13 protein-coding genes are annotated in these 11,841 nt (G+C 39.6%); 9 read left to right on the plus strand and 4 right to left on the minus strand.

What is annotated here, in order from left to right; all coding sequences use genetic code 11:
• Positions 1–12: 12 nt before the first annotated feature.
• The 4 genes from murC to greA all read left to right on the plus strand — a co-directional run bounded on the left by murC (position 13) and on the right by greA (position 4,535).
• Positions 13–1,341 carry a UDP-N-acetylmuramate--L-alanine ligase gene (gene murC, locus H7U01_RS05645; protein ID WP_022496367.1) on the plus strand — a complete coding sequence of 443 codons (1,329 nt, stop codon included), beginning with the start codon at positions 13–15 and terminating at the stop codon, positions 1,339–1,341.
• Between the two features lie 59 nt (positions 1,342–1,400).
• Positions 1,401–1,895, plus strand: a complete 495-nt coding sequence (locus H7U01_RS05650) for a GNAT family N-acetyltransferase (protein ID WP_014633862.1) — start codon at positions 1,401–1,403, stop codon at positions 1,893–1,895.
• Between the two features lie 96 nt (positions 1,896–1,991).
• Positions 1,992–3,968, plus strand: a complete 1,977-nt coding sequence (gene mltG / locus H7U01_RS05655; protein WP_049545703.1) for an endolytic transglycosylase MltG — start codon at positions 1,992–1,994, stop codon at positions 3,966–3,968.
• Positions 3,969–4,052: 84 nt separating this feature from the next.
• On the plus strand, positions 4,053–4,535 hold the full coding sequence (greA, locus tag H7U01_RS05660; protein WP_002883697.1) for a transcription elongation factor GreA: 483 nt from the start codon (positions 4,053–4,055) through the stop codon (positions 4,533–4,535).
• Between the two features lie 167 nt (positions 4,536–4,702).
• Here greA and yidC read toward each other — a convergent pair whose 3' ends face one another.
• Together yidC and H7U01_RS05670 are read right to left on the minus strand one after the other, a co-directional pair.
• Positions 4,703–5,620, minus strand: coding sequence for a membrane protein insertase YidC (gene yidC / locus H7U01_RS05665; protein ID WP_037598962.1), 918 nt, complete (start codon positions 5,618–5,620; stop codon positions 4,703–4,705).
• An 86-nt stretch (positions 5,621–5,706) separates the two neighbouring features.
• Entirely contained in the window at positions 5,707–5,985 is a 279-nt protein-coding gene (locus tag H7U01_RS05670) for an acylphosphatase (protein ID WP_037597401.1), read from the minus strand.
• Positions 5,986–6,087: 102 nt separating this feature from the next.
• On the opposite strand from H7U01_RS05670, the gene H7U01_RS05675 reads away from it, so the two are divergent.
• The 3 genes from H7U01_RS05675 (at position 6,088) to H7U01_RS05685 (ending at position 8,143) form a co-directional block, all read left to right on the plus strand.
• Positions 6,088–6,825 carry a TrmH family RNA methyltransferase gene (locus H7U01_RS05675; protein ID WP_037598963.1) on the plus strand — a complete coding sequence of 246 codons (738 nt, stop codon included), beginning with the start codon at positions 6,088–6,090 and terminating at the stop codon, positions 6,823–6,825.
• A gap of 101 nt (positions 6,826–6,926) precedes the next feature.
• Complete coding sequence (locus H7U01_RS05680; protein ID WP_002883682.1) at positions 6,927–7,430, plus strand: HD domain-containing protein; 504 nt, start codon at positions 6,927–6,929, stop codon at positions 7,428–7,430.
• A 23-nt stretch (positions 7,431–7,453) separates the two neighbouring features.
• A complete protein-coding gene (locus tag H7U01_RS05685) occupies positions 7,454–8,143 on the plus strand; it encodes a Bax inhibitor-1/YccA family protein (protein WP_037598964.1) in 690 nt (229 codons plus the stop codon).
• A gap of 37 nt (positions 8,144–8,180) precedes the next feature.
• On the opposite strand, the gene H7U01_RS05690 is transcribed toward H7U01_RS05685, so the two are convergent.
• On the minus strand, positions 8,181–9,317 hold the full coding sequence (locus H7U01_RS05690) for a DUF5105 domain-containing protein (protein WP_051411988.1): 1,137 nt from the start codon (positions 9,315–9,317) through the stop codon (positions 8,181–8,183).
• Positions 9,318–9,454: 137 nt separating this feature from the next.
• Between H7U01_RS05690 and H7U01_RS05695 the strand changes: the two genes are divergently transcribed.
• On the plus strand, positions 9,455–10,708 hold the full coding sequence (locus H7U01_RS05695) for a diaminopimelate decarboxylase (RefSeq protein ID WP_037598966.1): 1,254 nt from the start codon (positions 9,455–9,457) through the stop codon (positions 10,706–10,708).
• Between the two features lie 32 nt (positions 10,709–10,740).
• Here H7U01_RS05695 and H7U01_RS05700 read toward each other — a convergent pair whose 3' ends face one another.
• The gene (locus H7U01_RS05700) at positions 10,741–11,283 is read right to left on the minus strand and encodes a TetR/AcrR family transcriptional regulator (protein WP_037598967.1); all 543 of its coding nucleotides are present in this window, start codon (positions 11,281–11,283) and stop codon (positions 10,741–10,743) included.
• A gap of 245 nt (positions 11,284–11,528) precedes the next feature.
• Here H7U01_RS05700 and H7U01_RS05705 point away from each other — a divergent pair, with 245 nt between their 5' ends.
• Complete coding sequence (locus H7U01_RS05705) at positions 11,529–11,780, plus strand: YneF family protein (RefSeq protein WP_201041269.1); 252 nt, start codon at positions 11,529–11,531, stop codon at positions 11,778–11,780.
• Positions 11,781–11,841: the final 61 nt, after the last annotated feature.

Raw genomic sequence — 11,841 nt, forward strand, 5'->3', positions numbered from 1 at the left:
TAAGGAGAAACTATGTCAAAAACTTATCATTTTATTGGAATTAAAGGATCTGGTATGTCAGCTTTGGCTTTGATGCTCCACCAAATGGGACACAAGGTTCAAGGTTCAGATGTGGAAAAATATTACTTCACTCAACGTGGTCTTGAGCAAGCAGGTATCCCTATTCTTCCTTTCGATGAAAAAAACATCACAGAAGATGTTGAATTGATTGCTGGAAATGCCTTTCGTGAAGATAACAACGTTGAAGTTGCTTATGCGATTAAAAATGGCTACAGCTTTAAGCGTTACCACGAGTTCTTGGGTCACTTCATGGATCAATTCACTAGCTTTGGTGTGGCAGGTGCACATGGTAAGACTTCTACAACAGGTCTCTTGTCACATGTTATGAAAAATATCACAGACACGTCATATCTTATTGGTGACGGAACTGGACGAGGTTCTGCTAATGCGCAATACTTTGTCTTTGAGTCTGATGAATATGAACGTCATTTCATGCCATACCACCCAGCATACTCAATCATCACTAACATTGACTTTGACCATCCTGATTACTTTACAAGTATCGATGATGTGTTCTCTGCCTTTGATGATTATGCTAAGCAAGTGCAAAAAGGACTCTTTGTTTACGGTGAGGATCCACACCTTCGTAAGATTACAGCCAATGCGCCAATCTATTACTATGGTTTCGAAGAAAATGATGACTTTATAGCAACAGACATTGTGCGTACAACGACAGGGTCTAATTTCAAGGTGAAACATGATGGACAAATCCTTGGAGAATTCCATGTGCCAGCCTATGGTCGTCACAATATCTTGAATGCAACTGCGGTTATTGGGAACCTCTATGTAGCTGGTTTTGACATGGACTTGGTTGCGGAACACCTTAAAACTTTCTCAGGTGTTAAACGCCGTTTCACAGAGAAAATTATCAGTGGTACTGTTGTCATCGATGACTTTGCCCACCATCCAACTGAAATTATTGCAACGCTTGATGCAGCACGTCAAAAGTACCCATCTAAAGAGATTGTTGCTATTTTCCAACCACATACCTTCACACGTACCATCGCCCTTCTTGATGAATTTGCTGAAGCTTTGAGTGAAGCAGATGCTGTTTATTTGGCGCAAATTTACGGTTCAGCGCGTGAGGTTGACCATGGTGATGTTAAGGTTGAAGATCTTGCTGCTAAGATCAATAAACCTGCCAAAGTGGTTACAGTTGAAAATGTCTCACCTCTCCTTGACCATGACAATGCTGTTTATGTCTTTATGGGAGCTGGGGACATCCAACTTTACGAACGCTCGTTCGAAGAGCTCCTAGCAAGCTTGCAAACACACATGTAATATATTAAGGGCTGTAGCGATTTCGCTCAGCTCTTTCTCTTAATAGAAAGGAATTTGATATGCTTATTCGACATGCCCGAGAGGATGATTGGGCTGATGTTGTTCGTATCGAACAAGAAAATTTTTCGCCTGAAGAGGCTGCAACTCCAGAGGCTATTGCAGAGCGTTTAGAGACGATTTGTGATACCTTTCTAATTGCTGAAATTGATGGCGTTGTAGCTGGTTACATCGAAGGACCTGTGATTGCGGAACGTTATCTCACAGATGACCTGTTCCATAAAGTGGCTCCTAATGCTAGTCAAGGAGGCTTTATTGCAGTGACTAGTTTGTCTATCTCCAAAGACTTTAAAGGGCAAGGTATTGGAACAGCCTTGATTGCAGCGCTTAAAGATCTGGCTATTGCTCAAAAACGCCAAGGTATTAGCTTGACTTGTCATGATTATTTGATTGCCTACTATGAGATGAATGGTTTTACTGATGAGGGAGAATCAGAATCAAATCATGGTGGAAGCTCTTGGTATAATATGGTCTGGGAGAACCCAGAAACCCATTGATTTCAGTGTTACGTTACTGTGACAAAGGACCAATTGATTTGCATTAACTGACTTTTTAAGATATAATGGCGTTTGTTACTATAGAGGAGGTATGCCTTGACGGACAAGTTTAATGAACACTCGGAAGCTTCTGAAGATAGCCTAAGCTTCAAAGATCAGATTCTCCGAGACTTACAAGAAGCGACACAGCTCCGTTCTCTTCGTGAGGAGGAGCATAATAAAAGTGCAACTATGCCCGAGACACCACTTTCAACGTCAGCTGAGAGCGCTACAACTCGTAGTGATTCAGTGTCTAATAAAGTAAGTAACCAAGATTTTAGTTCACATTCTGTTTCTCACAGTGCCTTTGCTAAATCTATGACTTCTGAGACAGCCAGAGATTCTCAACAAGATAGTCTTAGCTTGTTTTCAGATTCTCAAGCGGAGTCTTTAGTATCTGATGCTCATTCAAATCTAGCGTCTATTCCTAAAGAGCCAATTGAGGAGGAGAAAAAGGTAAATAATCCTCAGGAGACTGAAACGTCGAAACGTCGTTTTAAACGTCCAGTTTGGGAAACTAGCCTTAACGAAGCATCTGAAGAGGAGTATATTCCTGCAGATGTTGCCAAGGAGCTCATTGAAGCTAAGTCTAACGAAGCTATTTATACAGACCCTAAAGAATTGGAGGCCAAATTGACCTCAGAACGTCAAAAAGAAGCATTCTTGCAGGAACATCATGCAACAAGTGACCAAGCGTCGCAAGAAAAGGTTCAATCAGAGCTAGTAGCTGATGGTAATGAGGATGATGAGAGTATTTCTCTAGAACCCTCTGGAAAACCTAAGAAAAAGAAAGGCAAGAAAGTGAAGAAGAAAAAGTCTTCGCCAAAAGATGGTAAACAGGCTGACATTGTCGACGAAGAGCCGATTTCGCGTTCTAACCGAAATCACAAACGCAATAAAAATAACCGTCGTGCTGGTAAAATTGCAAGAAACATTATCATCTTCTTGCTACTTATCTTGTCAGTAGCTACATTCTTTGGTTATCGCTATGTTAGTGATGCTGTTGGCGCAAAAGATGTTAATTCAACTAAGTTTGTTAGTGTTGAAATTCCTGAAAATTCAGGTAGCAGTTATATCGGCCAACTCTTGGAATCAGCTGGTGTTATTAAGTCTGGTAAGGTCTTTAATTACTATACCAAGTTTAAAAACATCTCAAACCTGAAAAGTGGTTACTACAACCTTCAGGCTAGCATGACCATGGATGAAATTATTGAGGCACTTCAGAAAAAAGGTAGTGATAAACCTCAGGAGCCATCTCTTGGTACGGTCTTAGTCAAAGAAGGATATACCATCGATCAAATTGCCAAGGCAGTTGAGGTTAATTCGTCAGCTAAAAAAGGCAAAAAAACATCAACTGGACTTAAGGCGAAAGATTTCTTGAAATTGATGAAGGATGATGCTTTCATTACTAAGATGAAAGCGAAGTATCCAACCTTGTTGGCAAACCTTCCGAATTCTACGGATGCTAAGTATGTCCTAGAGGGTTATCTGTTCCCAGCGACTTATAACATTCATGATGATACGACGGTGGAGTCTTTGGCAGAGGAAATGTTGTCAACGATGGATACCTACCTATCACCTTACTATGCAACGATTTCATCTAGTGGACATAATGTTAATGAGATTTTGACCCTAGCTTCTCTTGTTGAAAAAGAAGGAGCTACAGATGACGACCGTAAAAACATTGCGAGCGTCTTCTATAATCGTCTAAACTCAGACATGGCTCTACAAAGTAATATTGCAGTTCTTTATGCTCTTGGAAAACTTGGTCAGGAAACGACCTTGAAAGAAGATGCAACTATTGACACAAATATTGACTCCCCTTATAATGATTATGTTCATAAGGGGTTGATGCCAGGTCCTGTGGACAGCCCTAGTCTGTCTGCAATTGAAGCGGTTATCAATCCATCATCTACCAAGTACATGTACTTTGTTGCAGATGTAACTACTGGTAATGTCTATTTTGCTGAAAGCTATGAAGAGCATCAGCATAACGTTGAAACTTACATTAATAGCAAACTAAAAGATAAATAGTCTGATTGGCTCATTAAAATCAAGCAAACAAAGAGTGATTTTGAAAATAAAGCCAAGGGCTCAAAAAATAGGAAAGAGAAAAAAATGGCAGAAAAAACATATGTAATGACACAAGCGGAGAAAGAACAACTTGAAGCGGAATTGGAGGAATACAAACTCGTCCGTCGTCCAGAAGTTGTAGAACGTATTAAGATTGCTCGTTCTTATGGTGACCTTTCAGAAAACTCTGAGTATGAAGCAGCCAAAGACGAACAAGCCTTTGTTGAAGGACAAATTCAGATTCTTGAAACAAAAATTCGTTATGCGGAAATCGTTGATAGTGATGCTGTTGCTAATGACGAGGTTGCAATTGGTAAAACTGTTGTTGTTCAAGAAGTTGGTACAAACGACAAAGATACTTATCATATCGTTGGTGCAGCCGGTGCTGATATCTTCTCAGGTAAGATTTCAAATGAAAGCCCGATTGCTCAAGCCTTGATTGGTAAGAAAGTTGGCGACAAAGTCGCTATCGAATCACCAGCAGGTAGCTACTCTGTGGAAATCCTTAGTGTAGAAAAAACAGCCTAAGCGACTGTTGGAATTAAGGTGTTCAATATTTGAAACTAGTGGGAGTGAGACAAAACAGTTGTTCTGTCGCACTCCTTTTTTGGTTGTTGGCGCTATCAGGAATTAGGTTAGTCTGGATTAGTTTATAAGAAAAGCACTTTTGGAAAATTCCAAGAGTGCTTTGTAGCTTATTTACGATTTTGCTTACCGGCGTTACGGTTTTTCTTTGGTTTGCTCGCAATTGCTTGAGTATTTTTTGGTGTCACATCTTTACGCTTGCTTGGTGTTGTACGAGGTGCTTTTGGAGGGTTCTTTTTAAACTCTTCAGCAACTTTTTCTTTTAAGCGAGGTTTGATGATGTAGTTGGTAATCAACTGTTGGATAATAGAGAAGATACCACCAACGAACCAGTAGAGGATTACAGCTGCAGGTGAGCTAATACCAAAGAAGATCATCATGATTGGCATACTGTACATCGTCGCTGCCATTTGTTTACGTTGTTCTTCAGGAACTTGTTGAATAGACAACCAAGATTGGAAGTAGTAAAGCGCTGCGATGATGATAATCAATGGGAAGTCACGGTGACCAAGGTTAAACCAGAGGAAGTTATCCTTGAGTACACCAGGAGTGTAACGTGCTGCATAGTAGAGTGCTGAGAAGAATGGGAACTGAATCAATAGAGGAAGACAGCCGACACCGCCCATCAAGCTTAGACCGTTTTCACGCTGAGCTTGCATGAGTTCAGACTGGGCAGCCATTTTTTCTTCTTGAGTTTCAGCGTTGCGCAAACGTTCGTTAATTGGTTCTAAGATAGGCGCAAGGTATTCACGTTTTGCTGCTTGGTAGGCTGCGCTACGAGATTGGTGAAGACCAAGTGGCAAGATAATCAAACGAACAATGATGGTTACGAAGATAATGCCAAGACCAAATCCCAGATTTAAATTATGTGCGAAGTAGGTGATGACGTGGCTCATAGGGCGACCAAGTAGGTTCCAAACCCAACCAGTAGGATTACCAGACTTATCAAGGCTCACACATCCTGATAGAAAGAGAAGCATGCTGGCAGCAAGCCCCATCAGGGCTAGACGTTTTTGATTTTTATTCACAATATCATTCCTTTTGTTTTTTAGTTATACCTGTCTATTTTACCTTTTTTTAAGGAAGAGAACAAGTTAAAAACGGAGCTCCAACCTTAATTAGCCATGCGAAAATCGCTGTAATTAGGGAAGTTAGCCATGGTCACATCGACATAGGTTACTTTAGACCATTTTGAAGGTCCCTTTCGAACTTCTTGAATAAATTTAGCTAACTTAGAAGGGTTATCTGACTGAGCTAGAATTTCAACAGTACCGTCGTCGTTATTCCAAACCCGACCGCATATATCTCCAATATCTAGTGCTAGAGCATAGGTTGAATAACGAAAACCAACACCTTGGACTCTTCCTGAGACTAATAATCGTACTTTTTGCATGGTCCATGACCTCCTTTTGAAAGCTCTTTCTTTTAGTATAATCCTTGCTATAAAGTCGGTCAAGTCCAAGATTTATCAGGGGATTTCTGCTATAATGAGTGTATGGAAATCATTCAATCAAAGCAAAATGCTAGCATTAAGTCTGCTAGAAAATTATTGCAGCGTAAGCACCGTAAAACTAGCTATCTTTTAGAAGGATGGCATCTTTTTGAGGAAGCAAAGGCAAGCGGTGCCGAGATTCTTCAAGTTTTCGTACTTGAGGAAATGGCTGATCGTGTGGCTAATATGTCTAAGGTCAAGTTGGTTAGTCCAGAGGTGCTTAAGGAACTCTGTGAAACTCAGACACCTCAAGGGATTGTGGTAGAAGTTGCTAAACAATCTCAAGCCTTGCCAAAGTCTCTCTCAGGGAAATATCTGCTCTTGGAGGATGTTCAGGACCCTGGTAATGTAGGAACAATGATTCGAACAGCAGATGCCGCAGGTTATGACGGAGTCTTTTTGTCGGATAAATCAGCTGATATTTATAATCAGAAGACCTTGCGTTCTATGCAGGGAAGTCATTTCCACCTTCCAATCTATCGTGGACCAATTCTTGACATGGTTGAGGCTTGCAGAAAACAAGGTATACCCGTCTTAGCAACGACTCTTTCCGATGTTTCCGTTGACTATAAAGCAGTTAAGACAGATGGCAATTTTGCCCTAGTAATGGGAAATGAGGGTCAGGGAATTAGTCAGGAAATGGCTGAGTCTGCTGATCAACTCGTACATATTAGCATGCCAGGTCAGGCGGAGAGTCTGAATGTTGCTGTTGCAGCAGGAATTCTCATGTTTAGTCTCTAGGTCTCAAGGATGATTTTAGGAGAAAACAACTGACTTTTAAAGTAATTTTAAGTACTAGTGGTATAATGAAGAAGCATTAGAAACATTAATGAGGTATTATTATGAAACGACCAGAAGATGATAAAGAATTCATGGAAGTTGTGGGACATTTGATTTCTCATCCACGTTTTCAAAAATTGGATGGGATTGTACAGCACCATCATTCGACACGTTTAGAACACTCGGTTAATGTTAGTTACACCAGCTATAAGATTGCTAAAAAATTTGGCTGGGATGCCAAGAGTACAGCTCGAGGTGGTCTCTTACATGACTTTTTCTATTATGATTGGCGAGTGACTAAATTTAACAAGAGTCATGCTTGGGTACATCCACGTATTGCTGTTCGTAATGCCAGAAAGCTTGTTAATCTGAACAAAAAAGAAGAGGATATTATTCTCAAGCATATGTGGGGAGCAACGATTGCGCCGCCGAAGTATAAGGAATCTTATATTGTTACTATGGTGGATAAGTATTGGGCGGTTAAAGAAGCAGCGACACCCTTACGAAACCGAATCAAAAATCGTAAGTTTTTCCGTCGCAAGACTCTACAAAGCCACCACCAATAATTCATTATTTTTAGGAGATAACTATGGAATCAAATGCAATTTATACAACTAGTGATGCGGGTTTGAACCGCTTTTTCGGAAAGATTTATGGTCTTGTCGGTATGGGAGTGGGACTTTCAGCAGTCATCTCTTATCTGATGCTCTTCCCTCTTTCGCATCTTTTTGTCAATATTCTCATGAATTATTCTTGGGTTTACATGGCGGCACTCTTTTTAGAGTTTGGTTTGGTCTTTTTGGCTAGCGGTGCTGCAAGAAGGAATACACCTGCGGCTCTACCTTTATTTTTGGTTTATTCTGCTCTGAATGGATTTACACTTAGCTTTATCATCGTACAATATACGCAAGCCATTGTTTTCCAAGCTTTCCTTAGCACTGCCATTGTTTTCTTTATCATGGCACTTATCGGAGTTACCATTAAGCGAGATCTATCAGGCATGGCCAAGTTCCTTATGGCAGCCTTGATTGGGATTATTGTGGCTAGCTTGATTAATTTTTTCTTTGCAAGTAGCATGATGAGTTTTGTGATTAGTATTGTATCAATTCTTATTTTCTCAGGTTTAATTGCCTACGATAACCAGATGATTAAGAAGGTTTATTATGGTACCAATGGTCAGGTCACAGATGGATGGGCAGTTTCTATGGCACTTAGTCTTTACTTGGATTTCATTAACTTATTCTTGAATATCTTGCGACTCTTTGCTAGACGTAATTAGTAAAAAAAATCAGCCAGATGGCTGATTTTTTTACTGTCTAATAGTTTTTTGTGAGTGTTCCTTGCTGACCTGTGTAAGCGTAGAAGAGTGGATAGTAATCCCATTTTCCCACATAGCTATCTTTATCTGGGAAAGCCCACTTGTCGTCTTTTTTAGTAAGCTCGACTGAGTAATTATCAAAGATATTTGTACCTTCAGTCTTTGGTGCTGATGGACTTACTTCTTTGATTGAATTCGGTAGGTAAGTTTCCATGTAGAATTGTCTTGTCAGTTGGTCGACATTTCCAGCGTTAGCACCATTGCTTTGTAGGTAGTTTTTAAGTTCGTCTGTGAGATTTGGGTGATTAGCACCATAGGCATCGTCTGCAGCTTTCATACTGATAGTTGACATGCTGACATTGAATTCTGCCTTATCTTTAGCGACGATAATGTTGTCAACAGTGTAGCTGCCGCGTTCACGGTTAGCTGTTTGAACCCAACCAAAAACTTTTGGAACTTCATCACCGGTTGGTTTGATGTTATCAGTTGCATCATAGCTGTATTGAAGGCTATCTGAGAAATATTGGTTAAGTTCGCCCTTAGCTTTGTCCAAGTCGTTAGAAACAAATTTGCTGTAGTCTTTGCTTTCGCCACCTAGAAGAACTGCGTTGAAATAAGCATCAACAGCCTTTTTAACATTGGTAGTTGTTTTACCATCGAAATCTTTTAGGTTAGTAGAAACAGTTTGTCCTTCTGTCTTCTCATCCTTTGATTCAAAATAGAGTTTATAGCTTTCGTCGTTGTTAACTTCGAAAAAGAGTGAGACAGTTTTGTAGTCGTCAGCTTCAAGCTTTCCAAAGTCATCTGTAGCATCCTCTACGTTCTTATTTTTGTTGAAGAGAGTAGGGAGATCACCTTTGTCGATCTTGCTTGCTGTGACTTTTTTACCATCTTTATCTTTGAGGTAGAATTGTTTAGCAGATGTGTTGAGCTCATTTTCCATATCTTCCGAAGTATTCTCGAGTTTGAATGAGACTTCGACTAGGGTTTGGTCATCCTTGAGCTTGAGGTCGCTTCCTGACATATAGACAATATCGTTAACAGAAAGCTTGGCATCAAGTTTTGGCTTGGCACATGCTGAGAGTGTTAAGATGGCTGCTAGAGCAAGAGCCCCAGAGTAAAGATATTTTTTCATAAATAATCCCCCGTTATTTTATTTAGGTTATAGGTCTATTGTATCATGAAATATGCCTTGAGATTATTAGAAAATTGGGTTTCAAGCCTTTTCTTATGCTATAATAGGATTACTATTGTAAAAAAATGGAGAATAAAATGACAAAAACACCTTTTATTACAGCTGATAAACTTGAACAAATCACTGCAGAATTTCCCACACCTTTCCATCTTTACGATGAAAAAGGGATTCGTGAAACAGCACGTGCAGTTAATGCAGCTTTTTCGTGGAATCCAGGTTTTAAAGAATTCTTTGCTGTAAAGGCCACACCTAATCCAGCAATCCTCAAAATTTTGAAAGAAGAAGGGTGTGGTGTCGATTGTGCGACCGATACAGAGCTTGTCATGAGTAAGAAAATTGGTTTTGATAGTAGCGCGATTAGCTTTACATCTAATGATACACGTGCAGAAGAGTTTGTTTACGCGCGTGATATTAATGCGACAATTAACCTTGATGCTTACGAAGATATCTTTTTCTTGGAAGAGGCTGCAGGGCTTCCTGAAACCCTTTCTTTGCGCTTTAACCCAGGAGGTGTCTTCTCTCTTGGTACTGATATCATGGATCATCCTGAAGAATCAAAATTTGGGATGACTAAGGAACAACTCTTCAAAGGTTATGCCTACCTTAAAGAAAAAGGAGTGAAATCATTCGGTTTGCATGCTTTCCTAGCGTCAAATACAGTAACGAATGAGTATTACCCAACCTTGGCTGCTCAACTCTTTGAATTGGCGGTAGAAATCAAGAATGAACTTGGAGTTAGTCTTGACTTTATCAATTTATCAGGTGGTGTTGGGGTAGACTACACACCGGCTAATAAGCAAAATGACATTGCTGTTATCGGTGAAGGGGTTCATGCTAAATTTGATGAGATTCTTGTTCCGAATGATCTTGGACACATTAGTATTTACACTGAACTTGGACGTTTCATGACAGCACCTCATGGCCTTGTTGTTACTAAGGTTCTTCATATTAAGGACACTTATCGTCGTTACGTTGGTGTAGATGCTTCTGCGGTTAACTTGCTTCGTCCAGCTATGTACGATGCCTACCACCACATCACGAATATGACTAATCCAGATGGTGACACTCAAGTAGTTGATGTGACAGGTTCTCTTTGTGAAAATAATGATAAGTTTGCTAAGAACCGTGAATTGCCAGAAGCTCGTATTGGAGATACCTTGGTTATCCACGACACAGGTGCACATGGTTTCTCAATGGGCTACAACTATAATGGACGTCTTCGTTCTGCAGAAATTCTCTACCAAGAAGATGGAACGGCTCGTATGATCCGCCGTGCAGAGACGATGAATGATTACTTTGCTACTCTTGATGGTTTTGATTTTGACATTTAACAAAAAATAAGCTAGGCCTTAAAGGCCCTAGCTTATTTTACTTTAATGATTACAGCTTCAAGAATGATATCGGCTAACTCCTCAGGGGATTCGACACAGCCTTCTTTGAGCCAGAGTGTTAAAATGGTAACAATAGTGCTAACATAAATTTCCAATGAATATTTGGCAGGAATATGATAGCTTTGTTCCATGAGCTCTGTAACATTTTCGATATCAGAGTTAAGGATGGTCTCGATAATGAATTCACGAATCATCTCATTGATGTTTGGAATGTGTGTCATTAAGGTGAGACAGAGCTTTTGATTTTCCTTAAGATATCTTAGCATTTCAGTAACAACACCCTCTTGGTAGGTCATGTCTTCCTGAAGAATACTTGAAACTTTATCTAAAATCTTTGAGAAGGTTGTTTCAACCAAATCTTCTTTATTTGAATAGTAGTAGTAGAAAGTTGGTCTGCTGAGATTTGCCTTCTTGATGATGTCTGTGATGCTGATTTGTTCGAGTGAACTCTCTTCTAAGAGTTCAATAAATGCGTTGACAATTTTTCGTTCGGAAATAGTTGCTTCCTTGAGCATAAATAAACCCCTTTATATAAACATAATAATAATTCCACAACTTATATAATAACCTATTTTTTTTCTAGAAATCTTACAAGTCCTTTACAGTTGTAAGTGAAAAATACTGAAACTCTCATTTTATCGATATTTTAAACGAAAAAACTTTTTTTCTATACGTTTTTAAGAACCAACGTCTTATTTGTCAGTAGGGTCCATTTTTGCTATAATATAAGGTAAATCAACGTTATAGGAGAATTAAATTTATGAACACCGTCTTTTGGATTATTCTTGTTTTTGTAGCCCTTTTGGGTGGTTTTTATGGAGGCGCATACTTTGCCCGCAAACAAATGGAGAAAGAATTGGCTGAAAATCCTCGTTTGAATGTGGACGCTGTTCGTACCATGATGTCGGCTGCGGGTCAAAAGCCAAATGAAGCAAAAGTGCGTCAAACATATAACCAAATTATCAAACAACAAAAACAAGCACTTGCAGATAGCAAGAAAAAGAAAAAATAATGGTGGGGAGCTGGGACGTGAATCTCAGCTTTTTACATGTAACCTAGGGGATAAGGAGGCA

The sequence above is a fragment of the Streptococcus sp. 21.1 genome (assembly GCF_016648635.1).
GTDB lineage: Bacteria > Bacillota > Bacilli > Lactobacillales > Streptococcaceae > Streptococcus.

What these genes read in the sequence shown, in the direction of transcription:
- murC (WP_022496367.1), top strand. Translation starts at nt 13, where the DNA reads ATGTCAAAAACTTATCATTTTATTGGAATTAAAGGATCTGGTATGTCA.
- H7U01_RS05650 (WP_014633862.1), top strand. Translation starts at nt 1,401, where the DNA reads ATGCTTATTCGACATGCCCGAGAGGATGATTGGGCTGATGTTGTTCGT.
- greA (WP_002883697.1), top strand. Translation starts at nt 4,053, where the DNA reads ATGGCAGAAAAAACATATGTAATGACACAAGCGGAGAAAGAACAACTT.
- H7U01_RS05670 (WP_037597401.1), bottom strand. Translation starts at nt 5,985, where the DNA reads ATGCAAAAAGTACGATTATTAGTCTCAGGAAGAGTCCAAGGTGTTGGT.
- H7U01_RS05675 (WP_037598963.1), top strand. Translation starts at nt 6,088, where the DNA reads ATGGAAATCATTCAATCAAAGCAAAATGCTAGCATTAAGTCTGCTAGA.
- H7U01_RS05680 (WP_002883682.1), top strand. Translation starts at nt 6,927, where the DNA reads ATGAAACGACCAGAAGATGATAAAGAATTCATGGAAGTTGTGGGACAT.
- H7U01_RS05685 (WP_037598964.1), top strand. Translation starts at nt 7,454, where the DNA reads ATGGAATCAAATGCAATTTATACAACTAGTGATGCGGGTTTGAACCGC.
- H7U01_RS05690 (WP_051411988.1), bottom strand. Translation starts at nt 9,317, where the DNA reads ATGAAAAAATATCTTTACTCTGGGGCTCTTGCTCTAGCAGCCATCTTA.
- H7U01_RS05695 (WP_037598966.1), top strand. Translation starts at nt 9,455, where the DNA reads ATGACAAAAACACCTTTTATTACAGCTGATAAACTTGAACAAATCACT.
- H7U01_RS05700 (WP_037598967.1), bottom strand. Translation starts at nt 11,283, where the DNA reads ATGCTCAAGGAAGCAACTATTTCCGAACGAAAAATTGTCAACGCATTT.
- H7U01_RS05705 (WP_201041269.1), top strand. Translation starts at nt 11,529, where the DNA reads ATGAACACCGTCTTTTGGATTATTCTTGTTTTTGTAGCCCTTTTGGGT.